Source organism: Butyricicoccus sp. OF27-2pH9A (assembly GCF_027693185.1).
GTDB lineage: Bacteria > Bacillota > Clostridia > Oscillospirales > Butyricicoccaceae > Agathobaculum > Agathobaculum butyriciproducens.
Genome location: NZ_JAQEXK010000006.1, coordinates 74,843 through 95,152, shown reverse-complemented (window position 1 = coordinate 95,152; position 20,310 = coordinate 74,843). Strand labels below are relative to the sequence as shown.

At 55.1% G+C, this 20,310-nt stretch carries 23 protein-coding genes; 12 read left to right on the top strand and 11 right to left on the bottom strand.

Annotated elements, in window-relative coordinates; translation table 11 throughout:
- Window positions 1-46: 46 nt before the first annotated feature.
- From uraA to rpmG, 7 genes are all read right to left on the bottom strand, one after another.
- Window positions 47-1,309: a uracil permease gene (gene uraA, locus PG722_RS06675; RefSeq protein WP_270580032.1), complete on the bottom strand. Its 1,263-nt coding sequence runs from the start codon at window positions 1,307-1,309 to the stop codon at window positions 47-49.
- Window positions 1,310-1,354: 45 nt separating this feature from the next.
- Window positions 1,355-2,197, bottom strand: coding sequence for a patatin-like phospholipase family protein (locus PG722_RS06670; RefSeq protein ID WP_270580031.1), 843 nt, complete (start codon window positions 2,195-2,197; stop codon window positions 1,355-1,357).
- A 179-nt stretch (window positions 2,198-2,376) separates the two neighbouring features.
- Window positions 2,377-3,072, bottom strand: a complete 696-nt coding sequence (gene rplA, locus PG722_RS06665) for a 50S ribosomal protein L1 (RefSeq protein WP_118360867.1) — start codon at window positions 3,070-3,072, stop codon at window positions 2,377-2,379.
- 98 nt (window positions 3,073-3,170) lie between these two features.
- Window positions 3,171-3,596: a 50S ribosomal protein L11 gene (gene rplK, locus PG722_RS06660; RefSeq protein ID WP_270580029.1), complete on the bottom strand. Its 426-nt coding sequence runs from the start codon at window positions 3,594-3,596 to the stop codon at window positions 3,171-3,173.
- Window positions 3,597-3,700: 104 nt separating this feature from the next.
- Window positions 3,701-4,237, bottom strand: coding sequence for a transcription termination/antitermination protein NusG (gene nusG / locus PG722_RS06655; protein ID WP_110435833.1), 537 nt, complete (start codon window positions 4,235-4,237; stop codon window positions 3,701-3,703).
- Between the two features lie 17 nt (window positions 4,238-4,254).
- Complete coding sequence (secE, locus tag PG722_RS06650; RefSeq protein ID WP_110435832.1) at window positions 4,255-4,485, bottom strand: preprotein translocase subunit SecE; 231 nt, start codon at window positions 4,483-4,485, stop codon at window positions 4,255-4,257.
- Window positions 4,486-4,503: 18 nt separating this feature from the next.
- Complete coding sequence (rpmG, locus tag PG722_RS06645) at window positions 4,504-4,653, bottom strand: 50S ribosomal protein L33 (RefSeq protein ID WP_110435831.1); 150 nt, start codon at window positions 4,651-4,653, stop codon at window positions 4,504-4,506.
- 294 nt (window positions 4,654-4,947) lie between these two features.
- Between rpmG and ruvX the strand changes: the two genes are divergently transcribed.
- Window positions 4,948-5,364, top strand: coding sequence for a Holliday junction resolvase RuvX (ruvX, locus tag PG722_RS06640; RefSeq protein ID WP_188886717.1), 417 nt, complete (start codon window positions 4,948-4,950; stop codon window positions 5,362-5,364).
- A gap of 201 nt (window positions 5,365-5,565) precedes the next feature.
- Window positions 5,566-6,906 (top strand): Na+/H+ antiporter family protein, encoded by a 1,341-nt coding sequence (locus PG722_RS06635; RefSeq protein ID WP_270580028.1) that lies wholly within the window; start codon window positions 5,566-5,568, stop codon window positions 6,904-6,906.
- Window positions 6,907-7,288: 382 nt separating this feature from the next.
- Here PG722_RS06635 and PG722_RS06630 read toward each other — a convergent pair whose 3' ends face one another.
- Window positions 7,289-7,657, bottom strand: a complete 369-nt coding sequence (locus tag PG722_RS06630) for a hypothetical protein (protein ID WP_116705445.1) — start codon at window positions 7,655-7,657, stop codon at window positions 7,289-7,291.
- 175 nt (window positions 7,658-7,832) lie between these two features.
- Here PG722_RS06630 and PG722_RS06625 point away from each other — a divergent pair, with 175 nt between their 5' ends.
- Window positions 7,833-9,131, top strand: a complete 1,299-nt coding sequence (locus tag PG722_RS06625) for a sedoheptulokinase (protein WP_270580027.1) — start codon at window positions 7,833-7,835, stop codon at window positions 9,129-9,131.
- 136 nt (window positions 9,132-9,267) lie between these two features.
- Window positions 9,268-9,912 (top strand): CatA-like O-acetyltransferase, encoded by a 645-nt coding sequence (locus PG722_RS06620; RefSeq protein ID WP_118360870.1) that lies wholly within the window; start codon window positions 9,268-9,270, stop codon window positions 9,910-9,912.
- 45 nt (window positions 9,913-9,957) lie between these two features.
- Here PG722_RS06620 and PG722_RS06615 read toward each other — a convergent pair whose 3' ends face one another.
- The 3 genes from PG722_RS06615 to PG722_RS06605 form a co-directional block, all read right to left on the bottom strand.
- On the bottom strand, window positions 9,958-10,392 hold the full coding sequence (locus PG722_RS06615) for a hypothetical protein (RefSeq protein WP_118360871.1): 435 nt from the start codon (window positions 10,390-10,392) through the stop codon (window positions 9,958-9,960).
- Between the two features lie 17 nt (window positions 10,393-10,409).
- Window positions 10,410-11,492 (bottom strand): GGDEF domain-containing protein, encoded by a 1,083-nt coding sequence (locus PG722_RS06610; RefSeq protein ID WP_270580026.1) that lies wholly within the window; start codon window positions 11,490-11,492, stop codon window positions 10,410-10,412.
- 204 nt (window positions 11,493-11,696) lie between these two features.
- On the bottom strand, window positions 11,697-13,202 hold the full coding sequence (locus tag PG722_RS06605; RefSeq protein WP_270580025.1) for a Y-family DNA polymerase: 1,506 nt from the start codon (window positions 13,200-13,202) through the stop codon (window positions 11,697-11,699).
- A 379-nt stretch (window positions 13,203-13,581) separates the two neighbouring features.
- On the opposite strand from PG722_RS06605, the gene yedF reads away from it, so the two are divergent.
- The 8 genes from yedF (at window position 13,582) to PG722_RS06565 (ending at window position 20,307) form a co-directional block, all read left to right on the top strand.
- Complete coding sequence (yedF, locus tag PG722_RS06600) at window positions 13,582-14,193, top strand: sulfurtransferase-like selenium metabolism protein YedF (protein WP_270580024.1); 612 nt, start codon at window positions 13,582-13,584, stop codon at window positions 14,191-14,193.
- On the top strand, window positions 14,193-14,435 hold the full coding sequence (locus PG722_RS06595; protein WP_118286080.1) for a DUF3343 domain-containing protein: 243 nt from the start codon (window positions 14,193-14,195) through the stop codon (window positions 14,433-14,435). Before yedF ends, PG722_RS06595 begins: the two co-directional genes overlap by 1 nt.
- An 11-nt stretch (window positions 14,436-14,446) precedes the next feature.
- On the top strand, window positions 14,447-15,580 hold the full coding sequence (locus PG722_RS06590) for an aminotransferase class V-fold PLP-dependent enzyme (RefSeq protein WP_270580023.1): 1,134 nt from the start codon (window positions 14,447-14,449) through the stop codon (window positions 15,578-15,580).
- Between the two features lie 30 nt (window positions 15,581-15,610).
- Complete coding sequence (locus PG722_RS06585) at window positions 15,611-16,171, top strand: alpha/beta hydrolase (protein WP_270580022.1); 561 nt, start codon at window positions 15,611-15,613, stop codon at window positions 16,169-16,171.
- A 69-nt stretch (window positions 16,172-16,240) separates the two neighbouring features.
- Window positions 16,241-17,761, top strand: coding sequence for an amino acid adenylation domain-containing protein (locus tag PG722_RS06580; protein ID WP_270580021.1), 1,521 nt, complete (start codon window positions 16,241-16,243; stop codon window positions 17,759-17,761).
- The gene (locus PG722_RS06575; RefSeq protein WP_270580020.1) at window positions 17,748-18,524 is read left to right on the top strand and encodes a GNAT family N-acetyltransferase; all 777 of its coding nucleotides are present in this window, start codon (window positions 17,748-17,750) and stop codon (window positions 18,522-18,524) included. Before PG722_RS06580 ends, PG722_RS06575 begins: the two co-directional genes overlap by 14 nt.
- Before the next feature lie 14 nt (window positions 18,525-18,538).
- Complete coding sequence (locus PG722_RS06570; protein ID WP_110435814.1) at window positions 18,539-18,766, top strand: acyl carrier protein; 228 nt, start codon at window positions 18,539-18,541, stop codon at window positions 18,764-18,766.
- A complete protein-coding gene (locus PG722_RS06565) occupies window positions 18,766-20,307 on the top strand; it encodes an MBOAT family O-acyltransferase (protein WP_270580019.1) in 1,542 nt (513 codons plus the stop codon). The genes PG722_RS06570 and PG722_RS06565 overlap by 1 nt, the downstream gene beginning before the upstream one ends.
- The last annotated feature ends 3 nt before the right edge of the window (window positions 20,308-20,310 follow it).

The following is a 20,310-nucleotide window of genomic DNA, read 5'->3' as shown; positions in this document are numbered from 1 at the left end:
TCATAATAAAAAAGCGTCTGCTCACGCAGACGCTTTTTCGATTCATTTACGCATCATTCGACAGATGGAACTTATCGAACGCATAGAACACAAGGCTCATGATCATGCCAACGATAGCGGCGAGTGTCATGCCGGAGAGCGATACATCGCCCAGCGCCAGCGTCACGCCGGACAGGCCGGTAACAAAGATAACCGAGGTCAGGATCATGTTGCGGTTCTTGCTGTAATCCACATGATTATCAACCAGAATACGCAGACCGGAGGTGCCGATCATGCCGTACAGCAGGAACGAGATACCGCCGATGACCGGACCCGGAATGGTCTGGATAAGCGCCGCCAGCGGACCAACGAACGAACAGATGATACTCAGCACAGCCGCGCCGCCGATCACGCGCACGGAGTACACCTTGGTGATTGCCATAACGCCGATGTTCTCGCCGTAGGTGGTGGTCGGCACCGAGCCGATAAAGCCGGAGATCATGGTCGAGAAGTTATCCGCGAACAGCGAACGGTGCAGACCGGGATCTTTCAGCAGATCGCGGCCGATGACCTTGCCGGTGACGAGCTGATGGCCGATATGCTCGTTTGCGATAACCAGAATGACCGGAAGAATGATAAGGATGGCGTTGATGTCAAACTTCGGGGTCTGGAAGTTCGGGATGGAGATAAAGCTGGTGTGCAGCGCATCAATGATGGTCTGGGTTTTGATAACACCGGTGAGCACACCCGCAATATAGCCGCAGATAATGGCGATCAGAATCGGGATAGTCGAGAAGAAGCCGCGGAACAGCACGCTGCCGAATACCGCAACGGCCAGCGTTACGAGGAACGTGATGACCGTGCCTCTCGTTACGCCACTACCGATAATACAGCCGGTTTCAGCCGCTGAGCCTGCCAACTCCAGGCCGATCAGCGCAACGACCGGGCCCATGGCTGCGGGCGGCAGAACGACGTTGATCCAGTCCGTACCGCACTTATAGATAATGAATGCGAGCACACAGCCGCACGCACCCACGACAACAAAGCCGCCAAGCGCGTACTGATAGCCCCAGTTGTTGATAACGATGGTCGCCGGAGCGATAAATGCGAACGACGAGCCGAGATACGCGGGTGCCTTGCCCTTGGTGATGAGGATGAACAGCAGCGTGCCGATACCGTTCATGAACAGCACGATCGCTGGGTTCATCTTGAAGATGAACGGCACGAGCACGGACGCGCCGAACATCGCAAACATATGCTGGATGGACAGCGGCACGAGCAGGCGCGGCGGCACCTTTTCCTCTACCTGAATGATTCTGTTGCTTTGCATCGTTTTTTCATTCCCCCTAAAATATTTCTCTTTTACCAAAACCCGTCAGCGGAACAGATTTTTGATCTGCTCCATCCGGGCACACGTCATATTATACCCCATTTCATAGCCCCATTCCAGCTTTTTCACGTCTTTTTCAAAGCTGTTCAGCGATTTTTCGGGCTGAAGGAGCACGATGTCCTGCGGTTTGTTCTCCGCAAGTCGGTGACAGAAGCAGACTGTCTCGTTGTAGTGCTTGGCACGCTCAAGCAGCACCTTGGGCATTGCCGGATATTTGCGCTCCAGCCACTTTGCGGTCAGCTCCACGCCGCGCGTCAGCGTCTTGCGGTAGCTTTCCGGCTGCGTAAGCACAATCAGATTGCGCTCGTTGCCGTCGTGCAGGCTGCGCAGAATCGGGATCGGGTCGGCCAGACCGCCGTCGTAATACGTCTCGCCGTCCATCTGCACCGGTGGGAAGTAGATCGGGATGGCGCAGGTCGCTCGCAGCATCGTGCACGGACGGTCCATGCGCATGCCGTCGAGGTATTCGGCTTTGCCTGTCTTTGCATTGGTGACACCGACCAGATATTTTCCCTGATAGCTGTGAAATGTGTCCCAGTCAAACGGCACAAGCTGGTTCGGGATGGTATCGAACACGAAATCTGTGCCGAAAATGGAGTGGTCGTGCAGCAGGTTGCGCGCGCCGAAATAGCGCTTGTCGCCACGATACTGCCGCAGTATGTTAATGTTGCGCTCACGCTGCCGCGAGAGATACGACGCCGCATAGGTAATGCCGGCGGACACGCCGATGACGTAATCGAACATGATGCCGTTGTCGAGCAGCGCATCCATCACGCCGCAGGAGAATACCGGGCGGAAGGTTCCGCCTTCTAAGACTAAACCGGGCATAATTAACCTGCCTTTCTTACTATTTTTCTGAAATCAAGAGAGTTTTCGTATTTTTCGGCACACGCTGTCTGGTGCAGTAAAAATCTACGCTATTTTACAAAAAGACAGACCAACAATCGAAATCATCGGTCTGTCTTTCTGACGCTCAGCGGAAAACCGCCGAGTAAAATGCTATTGAATTAGCCGATCATCTTTGCGGTGCTTACCTTGATGCCGGGGCCCATGGTAGAAGCAACAACGCAGGAACGAACGTACTGACCCTTTGCAGCAGCCGGCTTAGCCTTGATGATAGCACCCATCAGAGCGTCGAAGTTGTCCTGCAGCTTCTCAGCGCCGAAGGAAGCCTTGCCGATCGGGCAGTGGATGATGTTGGTCTTGTCGAGACGGTACTCGATCTTACCAGCCTTGGACTCCTGAACAGCCTTGGTAACGTCCATAGATACGGTACCAGCCTTCGGGTTCGGCATCAGGCCCTTAGGACCAAGCACGCGGCCCAGACGGCCTACAACGCCCATCATGTCCGGGGTAGCGATAACTACGTCGAACTCAAAGAAGTTCTCCTTCTGGATGCGCTCCATCAGGTCCTCTGCACCAACGATGTCTGCGCCTGCAGCCAGAGCCTCGTCAGCCTTTGCGCCCTTAGCGAATACAGCAACGCGAACCTGCTTGCCGGTGCCGTGGGGCAGAACGATAGCGCCGCGAACCTGCTGGTCAGCGTGACGGGAGTCAACGCCCAGCTTTACGTGCAGCTCGATGGTCTCATCGAACTTAGCCTTCGCGGTGGAAACAACGGTGGAAAGCGCTTCAGCCGGATCGTACTGCTTGGTGCGGTCGATCGTCTTTGCGCTGTCTACATACTTTTTACCTTTATGCACAATAAATCCTCCTTAAGTGGTTAAGCGGGAACTTGAATAACCCTCCCACTGTATGCGGCAGATAGCCGCAGCTTCGTACAACAAATAAAAACCGGAGATTACTCCTCGACGGTGATACCCATCGAACGGGCGGTGCCCGCGATCATGCTCATAGCAGCTTCCATGGAAGCAGCGTTCAGGTCGGGCATCTTGGTCTCTGCGATCTTCTGGCAGTCAGCCTTGGACAGCTTTGCAACCTTGGTCTTGTTCGGTACAGCAGAACCGGACTCGATGCCGCAAGCCTTCTTGATCAGAACCGGCGCCGGAGGCGTCTTGGTAACGAAGCTGAACGAACGGTCAGCATAAACCGTAATGATAACCGGAATGATCATGCCGGCATCGTTCTTGGTGCGCTCGTTGAATTCCTTGGTGAAAGACATGATGTTTACACCGTGCTGGCCGAGAGCCGGACCTACCGGGGGAGCCGGGGTTGCCTTGCCTGCGGGAATCTGGAGCTTAATATAACCTACTACTTTCTGTGCCATGTTGAAAGGTTCCTCCTTCAAAAAATGTGGTGGCTGGCGAGTTCCTAATTGGCACGGAACTCTCCCACTTGCCGTAAATGCGGAAATCTATCTTCCGCTCATTGTCACTCGTCGAGAGTTTCAACCTGATCGAGCTCAAGCTCGACAGGGGTTTCGCGGCCGAACATGGAAACGGTTACGTTTACCTTGTTCTTATCCGGCTCAACCGACGATACAACGCCGATAAAGCCTGCCAGCGCGCCGTCGATAACGCGAACACTGTCGCCTGCGGCGTAGTTTACCTCGATCTCGCGCTTTTCCACGCCCATTGCGATGATTTCTTCCTCAGTCAGCGGAATCGGCTTGGAGCCGCCGGACTTGTCCTGACCCAGAAAACCGGTGCAGCCGCGCGTATTGCGAACCAGATACCAGGTTTCATCGGTCATGATCATCTTAACGAGCACGTAGCCCGGGTACAGCTTGCGCTCTACCTCGCGGCTTTTGCCGTCCTTTACCTCAACGACCTTCTCGGTCGGGATGTTGACGGCTTGGATCAGGTCATGCAGCTTGCGGTTTTCGACCGCTTTTTCGATCGAAGAGGCTACCTTGTTTTCGTAGCCGGAGTACGTATGAACAACGTACCATTTTGCAGCGTCTGACATTGTTGCCTCCTTTTAAGTTAGGCGGCGAAATGTTTAAGCAGCGTCTGGACACCAAGACCGAATACGATGTCAAGCACCCAGATGAAAATACCGATGATGACTACGCAGGCGATAACGACCAGCGTGTTGTTCGTCGTCTGCTCACGGGTGGGCCAGACGATCTTACGGCATTCGCTCTTCAATTCGCGGAACCACTTGCCGATACGAGCAAAGAGACCGGGCTTTTTCGCTTTGGTTTCTTCAGCCATTAAGCTACTTCCTTTCCCTTACTTCGTTTCGCGGTGAAGCGTGTGCTTCCGGCAGAAACGGCAGTACTTGTTCATTTCCAGACGATCCGGATCATTCTTCTTGTTCTTCATTGTGTCATAGTTTCTCTGCTTGCACTCGGTGCAGGCCAGCGTGATCTTTACGCGCATAGATAACGGCACCTCCTTTTAATATCTCGCTTCGTTTCCGTATCCCTGTGACACGGCTTGAAGCTAATTGCCTCCCTCTGTCAGCGTTCCGACGTCAACTTTTCAGACACACGAAAAATAGGCGCAAAAAAAGAACCTGCATAGGTGTTTTTAGTATAGCATGTGAGGGATTTGCGGTCAAGCATTTTTTCTGAAAAAGTGCTGATTATTTTCGTTTTTTATGGTATACTCAGGGTAATCACACGGGCAGAAAACACCGATTTGAAAAACTGCCCAAGAAACAGGAGTATGACTATGCGTATTTTGGGCATTGATTACGGAGACGCCCGCACCGGCCTTTCGATCTCCGATCCTTCCGGCTTTCTGGCCGGCTCGCCGAGCGTGATCCACGAGTGGAATTACGCCAAGCTGGTGGACAAGCTGGCGGCGTTCATTCAGGAAAACAAGATTGAGGAGATCGTCCTCGGCCACCCGAAGAACATGGACGGCACAGTTGGCCCTCGTGCCGAGAAGTGCGAGACTCTGGCGAAGGAGCTGGAGGAGCGCACCGGACTGCACGTTGTGCTGTGGGACGAGCGCCGCACGACGGTCGCCGCACACGAAATCCTGCACCGCAGCGGCAAAAAGGAAAAAAAGCACCGCCAGAGCGTCGATGCCGTTGCAGCAACGCTTATCCTGCAGGGCTATCTGGATTTTAAGCGCCGCCAGTGATTTCCGGTATATCTATTTATATATAGTATCCTTTTTCGGCACCTGTTTCCCGCAGGTGCCGTTTGCTTTTCCAATAACTTCTTTCGATAAGAAACATTTCTTGACGGTTTGGCTTTTTTCTGCTACAATAAGAAAAACTTCAATACTTTACCGTGTGCAAGTCCCGCTGCATGCGGTTTTTGTTTCTAAGGAGAATGATACATGTCTATTCTTTTCAGCCTGCTCACAAACCCGGTCACGATATCCGTACTGGTGCTCTGTGTTCTGTGCCTGACCGGTTTGAATGTGCTGCTGTCCATGCTCATCGCGTGCATCATCGGCGGCATGGCCGGCGGTATCCCGCTGCTGAACGCGCCCGAGGGCACGCAAACCGTTATGCAGCTGCTGACCGGCGGCTTTGCCAGCAACGCTACGACTGCGCTGGCGTACATCCTGCTCGGCACGTTTGCCACCTGCATCGCCACGACCGGTCTGGCCGATATTCTGTCGAAAAAGCTGTCACGCCTGCTCGGCGGACACAAGCTGGCGCTCATCGGTGTGCTGACGCTCGTTGCCTGCCTGTCGCAGAACCTCATTCCGGTGCATATCGCGTATATCCCGATTCTCGTGCCGCCGCTGCTCGGCATGATGAACCGTATGCGGCTTGACCGGCGTGCTGTTGCGTGTGCACTGGCGTTCGGCCATAAAGCGCCGTATATCACCATTCCGTTTGGTTTCGGATTGATTTTCCAGCGCGTTATCGCGGATAATCTGAGTGAAAACGGTCTTTCTGTAACGGTCAAGGACGTTACCGCCGCCAACTGGAGTATTGGCGTTGCCATGCTGATTGGTCTGTTCATCGCCGTGTTTGTCCTGTACCGCAAGCCGCGTGACTACCACGACATTGAAGCAGACACCTCCGCTGCCGAGGTAATTTCGGAAAAGCTCGAGTATCGCCATTATGTCATGCTTGCCGCCGCGATTGTTGTCGCAGTCGTGCAGGTTATCAGTCAGGATCTGGCGCTTTCCGCGCTGTGCGGCCTGATCATCATCATCGTGTTCCGCGCTATCAAATGGAGTGACATTGACGAGCAGATCGAGGGCGGTATCCGTCTGATGGGTCAGATTGCCATCATTATGCTGGTGGCAGGCGGCTACGCCTCGGTCATCAAGGCCACCGGCGGCATTGACGCGCTCGTAAACGCCGGTATTTCCGCCGTAGGCGGCAGCAAGGTTGTCGCTGCGGTTGTCATTACACTCATCGGTCTGCTGGTGACGATGGGTATCGGCACCTCGTTCGGCACTGTGCCTGTGCTGGCTGTGCTGTTCGTGCCGATGTGCAGCTCGCTTGGGTTCTCCACTCCGGCTACTATTCTGCTCATCTCAGCCGCCGCTGCCCTCGGTGATGCAGGCTCGCCCGCGTCCGATACCACGCTCGGCCCAACCTCCGGTCTCAACGCCGACGGTCAGCACGACCATATCCGCGATACCTGTATCCCAACGTTTATCGCGTTTAATATTCCGATTATGATCTGCGCGATTTTGATGTCGCAGGTGCTGTAAAATACCCCCTCCCATGACGATAAAAACGCTCGAGATTACTCGAGCGTTTCAGTCTGTCGATAAAGTCAATCTATCGTTTTTACTTTTCGTGCGGCAGCACGCATAAAATAGAATTTGCACAGCAAATTCATAATTCCCGGGGGCGTGGTCCAGACCACCCTCTCTTGCCGCTATGCGGCAATTCACCTTGTGTACCTCGGGAATTATACAAGGGACGAAAAATTGGGCCCGTAGGGCGCGGCTTTTCGTCAAGATTCGATTGAAAGCGTGGTTTCAATCGAGAGGCTGCTCGAAAAACGGAGTTTTTCGACAGCCTCAAACGCTCGAGATTACTCGAGCGTTTTTATTTTATCCACAGCAATGTGGATAACTCAGCGGAAAGCTACTCCGTCTTTCCATCCAGAATTTCCGCAATATCGTCAACCAGCTGTTCCCAGTCATCCTCGGTGCCCTCGGTCTGCAGGAAACCGGTACCCATATCGTTGACAAAGGCGTGTCCGATGTCGATATAGCTGTCGTAATCCGGCTCATGATAGCCGTATTCCGTGCCGAGCAGCACGATTTCGTCGCATTCATCGCCCTGCAGATGCGCCATCGCTACATTGAGAAAGCCGTTTTCCGCCATGCTGTCGTCATCGTCCGGCGCCGCCCATGCACGCTCCCAGTATTCATCCTCATCCTCGTTGAACAGACCATCCTTGTAATAGTCCAGCTCACGCCGAATGCTCTGCTTGAGAAAATTTCGGTCCATGTTGTTCGCTCCCCTTTTCTCTGTTTTGCGACTTTATTATAGCATGTGCAACTCGTTTTTCAAGTCGGTAAATTATCCACAAACTTGTGGACAAATTTGTGCGCAATTTCTTTTCATACACGCTCCGCTGTGCTATACTGCTGACAGAACCATCAGTCGAACCGAGGAACCCAGCATGAAAACATTAGGCATTGACATCGGCACCACAACAATCAGCGCGGCTGTGCTCGAGGACGAGCAGTTCCTCGCCAGCGAAACGCGGGCAAACGGTGCCTTTATTCCGTCTGCACTGGCGTGCGCACGCGAGCAGGACGTGGAAAAGATCACGCAAACCGCACTTTCTGTTATCGAAACGCTATTTGAACGCTATCCGGATATTCATTCCATTGGCGTGACCGGGCAAATGCACGGCATTCTGTATGTGGACGCGGACGGCAATGCCGTCAGTCCGCTGTACACCTGGCAGGACGCACGCGGCAGCCTGCCGCACAGCAAAACCGAAAGCTGGGTGCAGTATCTCACGTGCGTGACCGGATACCTTGCCGCGGCAGGCTATGGTCTGGTAACGCACGCGTACAACCTTGCCGCCGGACTTGTGCCGCCCGCCGCCGTCACCTGCTGCACCATCGGTGACTACCTTGCCATGCGGCTGTGCGGATTGGCTGCGCCGCGCATGGATGCCAGCAATGCCGCAAGCATCGGCTTTTTCGACGCGGAACGTTGCGCTTTCGACCAAAACGCTCTGCAAAAAGCCGGTATCGACCCGAACTTTGTCCCGCAGCTTGCCGCTGAACCGGTAATCGGGCACTTCCAAAATGCGGCTGTCTGTGCCGCCATCGGTGACAATCAAGCCAGCTTTCTGCGCTCGGTGCGCGACAAAACCGCCGAAATGCTTGTGAATGTCGGCACCGGCAGTCAGTTTTCCGTGTTTGCGCCGCACTATCTGCAGGCAGACGGCTTAGAGACCCGTCCCATGCCGGGCGGCGGTTATCTTCTGACCGGTGCTTCGCTGTGCGGCGGACGCGCTTACGCGCTGCTCGAGCAGTTTTTCCGCTCCACCGCGTCCATGCTCGGCACGGAAGTGCATAGCTGCTATAACGCAATGACGCGTCTGCTAAATGAAAATCCGCGTCCGGATGATGTGCCTGCCGTCTGCACCCTGTTTGAAGGCACGCGCACGGACAGCAGCCTGACCGGCAGTATTTCCGGTCTTACAACGCATAATTTCACGCCTTTACACCTGATTTACGGCGTGATGGACGGCATGGCCGACGAGCTGCACCGCATGTACACCGCATATCAGCAGGCCGGCGGTACGCTGAAAAGGCTGATCGGCTCGGGCAACGGTCTGCGGCAGAACCGGTATCTGCAGCAGCGCTTTGAGACAGCCTTCGGCTGTCCGCTCACGCTGTCCGATGGCCGTGAGGAAGCTGCCGCAGGCGCGGCACAGTTCGCCGCGGAGCAGCAGATTTGACAGCAGCAAGATTATTGAACAAGTCGTATCATCAATATTTTGAATTTCGTGCGTTAGTGCGCATGAATAGCGTTTGCTTTGCAAATGCCAAAAAGTCAGGGCGTGTACCTGCAGGATTCGGAAAGGATAGAACGCTATGCAAGCCTTCAAAAAAGTCGATATGGAAAGCTGGCCTCGCCGTGAGCACTACCGCTACTATACCGAGGCTCTCAAGGTTGAATTCAATATGACGGCGCCGGTGGATGTGCAAAACCTGCTCCGTTTCTGTCATGCACACGGCTATAAATTCTACGCAGCAGCGATTTACTGCGTCACCAAGGCGCTGGGCCGCATCGAGAACTTCCGCATGTTCAAAAACGCGGACAACGAACTCTGTGTCTGGGATAAAATCGTGCCGAATTTCACGTTCTTTCATCCGGATGACTGCACGTTTTCCGACTGTTGGACGGACTTTTCCGAGGATTTCCCCACGTTTTACAACGCCATTACCGCAGATATGGAGACCTATAAGGATGTCAAGGGCATCAAGACCAAGCCGAATCAGCCTGCGAATTTCTACTGCGTATCCTGTACGCCGTGGACGACGTTTACCGGCTGCGGCAGCCGCGTCGCGGACGGACAGCCTGCATACTTCCCCATCGTTGTCATGGGCAGATACGAAAAATGCGGCGAAAAGGTCAATATGCCGGTCAATATCACCATTGCACATGCGGTGGCAGATGGATACCACGCCGGTTTGTTCTTCCGGTATCTGCAGGAGGAACTGGATGCTCTGCACTGAATGTACAAAAATCCACGCTTTTCTTTGTGAAAAGCGTGGATTTTCTCATTCATCCTGTCCAAATATTGCCCCATCCAACATCAGCACATCCTCCATCGGAATCACCGTGCCGTCTGTCAGGGTCAGCCGCCGCGTAAACTCATCCGCCTTTTTGACCACACCGGAAACTGTGCGGTATGCACCGCCGGATTTGCGTTCATCCGGCACAAAATAGGTGATCTCCACCTCGGGTTCTGCATCGAGCACGGAAAGCAGCAGCCGATACCGCTCGTTAAGTGCGGTCAGCATGGTCTCGTCCAGCTCGATTTTGCGGTCGGTCAGCCGCGCTGTCTCACGGATAACACCGGCATACCCGGTCAGCGCCGCAAACGGCGAAAACTGCGCCGCACGGTCGCTCATGGGCATCTGCGGACGGGTTGGGGAGACATGATGCGGCAGATTCATAATCCCGGCGTATTTTCGATTGTCGATTGCGGACATACTTTACCTGCTTTCTTCTACTGCGTTTCGTCCAGAAAAATCCACAGCAGCTCATGGGCCTCTGCGGAACTCCGGTCGGCCATGGTGATTTTGAGATGTACCCGGCTGCCGTCCCGTATCTGATAGGTCATCTTCAGCGAACCATGCGCTGCAATCTGCTCCTCTATATAGCTGTAATCCAGCAGCTTTGCAAATTCGTCATAATACTCCGGATGAACCAGTTCGCGGCAGTACTCACGCACGGAAGACATAAACGCATGATGATTATTCTCCAGCATGGTCTTAAAATACGGCGGAACATAGATATACCGACAGGTATCCTGCTTGGCATTGACCATGTACACTCCCCTGTAAAGCGGCGCGATGGCCTGCAGAAAACGGGTAACATCCTGCTTTTTGATGAGCAGCTGCTCCAGCTTGTCATCGATGATGCGCATTTGACGGATACCGCCGTTATTGCGGTAAAACTCCATCTTGTCATGCCGCATGGCCGTTTCAGCCTGATTGACCGTCTCGTTCAGCGTCTGTCTGTCCGTGCTCTCAGACACGCCGACCGAGACCTCATACCCCATCTCACGGATTGTATCGCAGAACGCCGCAAGGCTTTCTGCAAGCTCCTCCGGCTGACGCGCCGGACACAGCAGGACAAACTCGTCACCGCCGATACGATACGCGCAGTCATCCGGGAAATACTTTCGAATCCCGTCCGCAATCGAGCACAGCATGTGGTCTCCGGCCTCATGTCCCAAGTGGTTGTTGATCTCATGCAGGCCGACGGCATCCATATAAATGCAGGTCAGCCGCGCATAATTCGCCAACTGAAAGACCTTGAGGTCGTGCTCGTACTTGCAGCGCGTGTACAAATGGGTCAGCACATCATGATTATAGTAGTCCTCGGAATGGTCGGCTGTATGGTGCGACAGCTGCAGTTCCTCTTCACCGAGCACGATGGGCTGACCGTTCTCACCGTTCTTGAGTGAAAGCGTGATTTCCATATTTTCATCCAGAATCATATCATCCGGATATCGTTTTTCCAAATATTCCGCTACCAGACGCAGGACATTTCCGGCGTGATAGCCTTTTTCGCAGATAATTTTCATTTGCCTTCTCCGTATGCAGCTGCCTTGCAGCTTCACAATCCTTCCAGAAAAGATATATTCTCCATATTATTGTGAATATATTATATTTCCTTTGATTGCCATATACAAGGATGACTGCCTGAAATGTCGAATTTTCGACATAGAACGTCAGTGGAGAGGCAGAATCATGCAATTCATTTACATTGCCTTAGCATGTTTTTCCGATTATGCGTTATGCCCGCCGATTTTTCCGTTTCGCTCAATGGCAGTCGCGCCTTTCTCGAGGTTCATGCCCTTGAGCAGCGCGTTTTTACCGTATTTTCCCTTGATGGCGAGCGCCGCCTGCTGCAGCTTTCGCTCCCGCTCGAGTGCAGCCTGCTCTGCCCTCCTGCGTTCCTGCTCAGCGGCATAGTCGGTGAACAGGTCAAGCTGCTCACACCGAGCCGGCTGGGGCGCGTCAGATTCCGGAATGACGTGATTTGCCACCAGATACATGCGCCGGATGAGCAGATTCGGGTCGATAATGCGGTCGAACAGCACGGTCGCTGCGTCCATGAGCTTTCGCGTAGACGAGGTCAGTTCTCCGAGGCTCTGCGTACCGTGTGCAGATTTTGGCAGCGTGCGCCCGTAGCGATCGGTCTCGGTCCTGCCGTGGTAGTTAATCCGCCGTGCCGGATCGTTCAGGTTATCAATATCGTACCCGACGGTCAGCACAAGCCGGTCGGTGACCAGGCCCTTGCTCACCAGATCGAGTACCAGCTGATCCGCCATTTCGCGGACAACCAGGCGTGCCTTGTCCGCTGTATACGGACACGCAAGCACCTGCCCGGTGCTGATGCTGTTGGTGCTCGGCTTGTAGGCTTTGATATCCGCGACCGTGCACGGCTCCCATCCCCACGCATGGTCGATGAGCAGCTCCGCATTTTTACCGAACAGCTTATACAGCAGATCCTCGTTTTTCTCCGAGCACAGCGCGATATCGCCCATGGTGCACATGCCGTACTGCTCGAGTTTTTTCGCGGTGCCTCGTCCCACGCGCCAGAAATCGGTGAGCGGCTGATATGACCACAGCTCGTGCCGGAATCTGCGCTCGTCCAGCTCGGCGATACGCACACCGTCGCGGTCGGCGGGAACGTGCTTGGCGACAATATCCATCGCCACCTTGCAAAGAAACAGGTTGGTGCCGATGCCTGCTGTGGCCGTGATGCCGGTGGTGTTCAGCACATCGAGAATGATTTTCCGCGCCAGCTCACGCGCGGTCAGGCCGTAGGTCTGCAGATAGCCGGTCACGTCCATGAACACCTCGTCAATGGAGTACACAACCATGTCCTCCGGCGCGACATATTTCATGTAAATGGCATAAATCCGGCTGCTGTACGCCATATAATGCGCCATATGCGGCGGTGCGATGATGAAATCCATCGCAAGAGACGGGTTTTCCCGCAGTTCCGCAGCAGAGTAAGACGCGCCGGTGAATGTGTGCCCGGGCGCACGGCGCTGCCGCTCGGCGTTGACCTGCTTGACGCGCTGACGTACCTCAAACAGCCGTCCGCGGCCGGAAATGCCGTAGCTTTTCAGCGACGGCGTGACTGCCAGACAGATGGTCTTGTCCGTGCGGGTCTCGTCCGCGACAACAAGGTGCGTGTCGAGCGGATCCAGCCTGCGCTCCCGGCACTCCACGGAGGCATAAAAGGATTTCAGGTCGATGGCAAGGTAGGTGTGGGATCGCATGCTTATGCCTCCTTTCGGCGTGTCAGTCAATCAGATAACGATTCTGTATCAGATATTGGATATTCGGGTTATCCATAGATAATGTTCCGGTAACACAGTTCAAATAAGCAAGTAATATCTGTAAATGTGTTCTATATAAGGTTACGGATAGATAATTATCATTTAAGGCAATACTGCATAATTGAACAAAAGCGATTTGCGAATAAAGTTTGCGTACTTTTGTAAAATACATTATAATTTTACCCTTTTCAAGAGAACACCGTCAAGAAAAACCGTCCTCTCCTCCCAGTATTCCGCAATCCTATGGATAAATTATGGTTTTCAGCGATTTATTGTGCTATACTATCCACAGAACATCCCCAAAAGGAGGAACTTTATTATGGTACAAGTGAATGCGCTCGGTGACACATGTCCAATTCCGGTCATCAAAACGCTGCACGCGCTGCAGGATTTGAAGGGCGCGGGCACGGTTCAAACGCTGGTAGATAATGAAATTGCAGTGCAGAACCTGACCCGCCTTGCGGAGAGCAAGGGCTGCTCGATCACGACCGAAAAACGCTCGGACAAGGAGTTCTGCGTGACAATCACGACTGAAAATTCCATCGGCAAGGCAGAAGCCGATGAGCAGATTGCCTGCACGGTACCGGCGGCGCAGAAAAAGACAGTCGTTGTCATTTCCGCCGACCACATGGGCGAGGGCGATGAGGAGCTGGGCCGCATTCTCATCAAAGGCTTTATTTTTGCGCTCACCCAGCAGGAGCACCTGCCGAGCACGATTCTGTTCTACAACGGCGGCGCACGCCTGACCTGCGAAGACTCGGCATCGCTCGAGGATCTGAAAAACCTTGCATCGCTCGGTGTGGAGATTCTGACCTGCGGTACCTGTCTCAACCACTATGGCCTGACCGACAAGCTGGCAGTTGGTGACGTGACCAACATGTACGTCATCACAGAGAAGCAGATGCAGGCCGACCTCATTCTGCGCCCGTGATGCGGCGCAAACGACCGTTTGCGGTCATCGCGTTCGTGTCCACCGAGCAGGCGCTCGCGGCAGAAGCCATGTTCACGCAGCGCGGTCTGCCCGGACGCATGATCCCGATTCCCTCTCAGGTGAGCGCAGGCTGCGGACTGGCATGGAAGGCCGAAACAAGCGAGGAACAGGTGCTCCTCGACGCTCTGCGTGAAACCGGCATCGGATTCGAGACACATGCTCTTGTCGAACTGTTCGACTGACGGAGGAAATCATGATTTATCTGGATAACGCAGCGACCACGCTGCACAAGCCGCCTGAAGTCGCAGAGGCGGTCAAAAACGCCATTCTTACCGCAGGAAATGCATCGCGCGGTGCACACGGCGTGTCGCTTTCTGCGTCACGTATGGTGTTCGAAACGCGGAGCAAGCTGGCGAAGCTGTTCGGCTGTCCGCGTGCGGACCATGTTGTGTTCACCGCGAACTCCACCGAGGCGCTGAATATTGCACTCTACGGTCTGTTTTCGTCCGGCGATCACGTCATTTCGACCGATCTGGAGCACAATTCCGTGCTCCGTCCGCTGTATGATTTGCAGATGCGCGGCGTATCGGTAGATTTTGTACCGGCGGACCGTCAGGGCAATATCCGCTATGAGGATATGGAAACGCTCTTTCGACCGGAAACCAAGGCCGTTGTCTGCACGCATGCATCCAATCTGACCGGAAACCTGCTCGATATCGCCAAAATCGGTGCAATGGCGCACGCACACGGTGCCCTTCTGGTTGTCGATGCATCGCAGACGGCAGGCGCGGTACCGATCGACATACAGCGCATGAACATTGACGTGCTCTGCTTCACCGGCCACAAGGGCCTGATGGGTCCGCAGGGAACCGGCGGCCTGTGCATCCGGCCGGGTGTAGAGCTTCGGCCGCTGCTCCGCGGCGGCACCGGCATTCACTCCTACGACCGCGAGCAGCCGCAGGCGTATCCCGCACGGCTCGAGGCGGGCACGCTCAATACGCACGGCATCGCCGGACTGCATGCCGCGCTGAAATTTATCGAAAAACAGACCGTGCAGGCCATCGGAGCACACGAACGCGCACTCATGCGGCGGTTTTACGACGGTGTGAAGGACATTGACGGCGTGACCGTCTACGGCGATTTCTCCCGACCGGAACGCGCGGCTGTCGTGGCACTTAACATCCGCGATTATGACTCCGCCGAGGTCGCGGACGCGCTGTTTGCCGATTATGACATCGCCACACGCGCCGGTGCACACTGTGCGCCGCGCATGCACGAGGCGCTCGGCACCGTGCAGCAGGGCGCGGTTCGCTTCAGCTTTTCGTATTTTAACACGGAAAATGAGGTCGATACCGCAATTGCCGCCGTACGGGAGTTGGCGGAGTAATCCTGCATTTTCCCCAAAGGAGCCTTACCTATGAGCAACCAGCTTGCCGTGCTGTTCCCCGGCATCGGCTACCATATCGACAAACCGCTGCTGTATTACAGCGCAAAACTTGCACGCGCACGCGGCTACGACCTGCTCGCGGTGCAGTATCCTGCTCTGCCGACCGGTTTGAGAGGTCACGCCGAAAAAATCGAACAGGCTGTGCAGGCCGCACTTTCTGCCGCAGAGGAACAGCTTGCCGCCATCGACTGGACCGCTTACGACCGCGTTTTCTTCCTCTCGAAGAGCATCGGCACCGCGATTGCAGCACGCTACGCCGTCCGTCAGGGCATTCATCCACGGCAGGTGTACTACACACCGATTGAACAGGCGCTGCCCTATCTCGACCCGACCGGCATCGCCTTTCACGGCACTGCCGATCCGTGGGCGGACACCGAGATGATCACGAACGGCTGCCGGAAAATCGGCATTCCGCTCTATCTGACCGAAAACGCCAACCACTCAATGGAAACCGGCGATACCTTGCACGATATTTTTATTCTGCACGATATTATGGATGAAACCGCGCACTGGATGGATTCTCCGGCGTGACCGCCGTTTTCCGTTTACTTTTTCCGCCCTCTATGATAAAATAGACTATCATAATGAGGAAGTATGTCTATGAGAAAAAATGTACTCGAATATTTGGAATCCTCTGCCCGAATGCACGCGGACAAGCCTGCGTTCTGCGATGAGAACCGCGTGTTCACCTTCGGCGAGCTGCTAAAGGCCGCACAGGGTCTGGGCACGCACCTTGCCAAGACCGTCGATACGCTGCACAAGCCGGTCGCGGTTTTGATCGGCCGCACGGCCGAAAGCGTTGCCGCAATGCAGGGCGTGCTGTATGCGGGCGGCTGCTACGTTCCGATCGACGACCACATGCCGGAAGCGCGTATCCGCCGTATTTTCGAGCAGGTGCATCCTGTTGCTATCGTCTACGCCGAGGGCAACCGCAAGCAGGCTGAGCCGCTTGCCGACTGTGCCCCGCTCATCTCGATGGACGAGGGCTTTGCAGCACCGGCTGACGCAGACCTGCTGCAGTCCATCCGTGAGAACGTGCTGGATATTGACCCGGTTTACCTGCTGTTCACCTCGGGTTCGACCGGTGCGCCGAAGGGAATCGTCATTCCGCACCGTGCGGTCATCGACTTCACCGACTGGATGAGCGAGTTCTGCGGCTACACTGAAAACGATGTTTTCGGCAATCAGGCACCGTTTTACTTTGATCTTTCATGCAAGGACCTGTACCAGACCCTTTCGCTCGGTGCAACCTGCCATATTTTCTCGAAAAAGCTGTTCACCTTCCCGATGCTGCTGCTCAAGGAGATGGAGCGTGTCGGCGTGACCGCCATCAACTGGGCGACCAGCGCATTTCACTTCGTGGCAAGCTCGGGTGCGCTGAGCAAATGTGCACCGCCCACGCTGTGCAAAGCCGCTCTCGGCGGTGAAGCGCTGCAGGCGCGCTATGTGAACGCGTGGAAGGCCGCGATTCCGGGTCTCGAGGTTGTCAATATGTACGGACCGACCGAGACCACCGTGGACTGCGCCGCATTCCATCTCACCCGCGACTACCGCGACGATGAAGCCATTCCAATCGGCAAAGCCTGCCGCAACATGCAGATTGTGCTGCTCGACAAGGACGGCAAGCCCGTTCCGGACGGCGAGGCCGGCGAGATCTGCGTGCGCGGCAGCGGACTGGCCAGCGGCTACTTCGGCAACTGGGAAAAGACGAACGAATGCTTCATCCAAAACCCGACAAACCCGTATTTCCGCGATATTCTGTACCGCACGGGCGATATTGCCGTCAAGAAGGACGACGGTCTGCTGTATTTCCTGTCGCGGCAGGACGGACAGATCAAGCACATGGGCTACCGCATCGAGCTTGGCGAGATCGAGACCGCGCTGCACAGCGTGGACGGCATCGCCGCTGCAGCCTGCCTGTTTGACCGCAGCCGCGACCGCATCCTCTGCATCTACGAGGGCGAACCGGATGCCGCGGCACTCGCGCGTGCCATGCGCAGACTGGTACCCAAGTATATGCTGCCCAACATCTACGAAAAACTGGACGCACTGCCGATGAATGCCAACGGCAAGATCGACCGCGTCAAGCTGAAGGAGCAATTTATCCATGCGGAAGATTGAGAATTTCGCACAGATTTCCGATCTGCTGAACGCACAGCTCAAGCGCGGTGTCCTCACCAACAACTTTCTGTGCGGTGAGGACTACACACGCGAAATCGCAAACGGACTGTACATCCACGAGGCAGACGGCGCACTTCTGCTGTTCCGCGAACGCGGCGACCACCTTGTGATGACGTTTTATCTGCACCCGAACGCGGTGCTTTCCCTGCCGGAGACGGACAGGCCGGTTGTGACCGAGCTGTCCTGCCGCGCCAAGGACGCGGAGGCGATGGCCAATGCCGCCGAGCAGTTCTGCGCTCTCGGTTTTCGTGAGGTGCTGCGCCGCACACGGCGTACCCGCAAACCGGAAGCATTTCCGTTGGAAACAACCGCAGTTCCTGCAAAGCCGGAGGATTTCAAGGATATTTCCCACTTTTTAAGTGAGCACTTCTCCGCTCTCACCGGCTGTCTGCCGACCGCGGACGATCTACGTGAAAACCTCGCAACCGGCCACACCGTTATCACCCGGGACGAACAGGGCGTTTCCGGCGTGCTGCATTTTGCGGTTTCCCGCGTCTCGACCGAGATTCGGCACCTTGCCGTGCGTGCGGACTGCCGCGGAAAAGGTCTTGCCGGCGAACTGCTCACTGCGTATCTTGCGGCAACGGACGGTGCAAAAAGTCAGGTATGGGCGCGGACCGGCAATGCTCCGGCCGAGCATTTTTACGAACAACACGGCTATCGGCCCGATGGATGGACTTCCGCCGTGCTGCAATATAATTAAAGGAGAAATCGACCATGAGAGAAAAAATTATCGAAATTCTGAATGAGATCTGCCCGGGCAACGACTTTGAGAACGAAACTGCCATCATCGACGACGGCATCATCGATTCCCTCGACATCGTAGCCGTTATTTCCGAGCTGATGGAGGAGTTTGATGTTCAGCTGGGTGTCAACGACCTGACGCCGGAGAACTTCAACTCGGTTGACGCCATCGTTGAACTGATCGAGAACGCGCAGGACTAATGGCTTTTACTTCCGCTTCGTTTATCATACTCACCATTGCGAGCGTGCTGCTCTACTACATCGTGCCGAAAAAGGCACAGTGGTGCATCCTGCTGCTGGCGAGTGCGGCGTTTTACATGGCCGGCTCGGTCAAGGCTTTTGCGTGGGTGGTTCTGATGGCCGGAATGACCTGGGTAACCGGACTCATTCTCGGACGCTATAACGCCATCAAGCCTGCCGACAAGGCGCAAAAGGCCCAAATACAGCACAAAAAGAGGCAGATCGCGGTAATTTGCGCGGTCTGCTGTTTTGGCTTGCTCTACGCGATGAAATACTGGAATTTCACGCTCGAGCTGCTGCCGTCCACGCTCGGCAATCACATTCCCCGATGGGATTTTGTCGTGCCGCTCGGTCTGTCGTTTTTCATTTTCCAGTCCATGAGCTACGTCATTGACGTGTACCGCGGCAAATATGCGCCTGAGCGCAATCCGCTGCGCTACGGTCTGTTCGTATCGTTCTTCCCGCAGATGGTGCAGGGACCGATCAGCCGTTTCGATCAGCTGGCGCCGCAGCTTACCGCAGAGCGCAAGCTGTGCTGGGACGACCTGCAGATCGGCATTCAGCTGGCGCTCTGGGGTTACTTCAAAAAAATCGTCATCGCCGACCGCGCGGCTGTTCTGGTAAACAACGTCATCATGGAGAACTGTCCGTACGGCGGTGCTGTCATTGCGCTCGGTATTCTGTTTTACTGCATTCAGCTGTACTGCGATTTTTCCGGCGGCATCGACATCACACGCGGCGTCGCGCGCATGTTCGGCATCGATATGACGCTCAACTTCCGCCGACCGCTGTTTTCCACCTCGCTCACCGACTACTGGCGCCGCTGGCACATCACACTCGGTGCGTGGATGCGCGACTATGTGTTCTATCCTCTGGCGTTTTCCAAGCCGTTCGGCAAGCTCGGCAAGTGGGCGCGCAAGCATTTCAAGGGCATGATGGGCAAGATCTGTGCCACCTCGACCGCTACGTTTATCGTGTATTTGATCATCGGCATCTGGCACGGCGCCAACTTCCGCTACATTGCGTTCGGCCTGTGGAACGGTATCCTCATTACCGCTTCCCTGCTGATGGAGCGCCGCTTCCTTTCGTGGAAGGAAAAGCTGCACATCAACGACAAATCGACCGGCTGGCGCATTTTTATGACCGTCCGCACGTTCGGACTGGTGTTTATCGGCCGTTATTTCACCCGCGCACCGCGTCTCAAGACTGTATTCACGCTGCTCGGAACGACCGTGCTGCACCCGCATTTCAGTGAGTTTACGTCGATTGTGCCGACGCTTGGACTGGGTATTTCCGACTTTATCATCATTTTTGTCGGCATTCTCATCGTCCACGGCGTGGAGTTCTTTGAAGAACGCGGCACCGATGTACAGGCGTGGCTCAACGAGCGCCCGGCGCTCATGCAGCTGACCGTGCTGACCGTTTCGCTCGTGGTCCTGCTGCTGTTCGGCATTTTCCGTGCCGGATACATCTCGTCCGAGTTCATCTACAAGCAATTTTAAGGA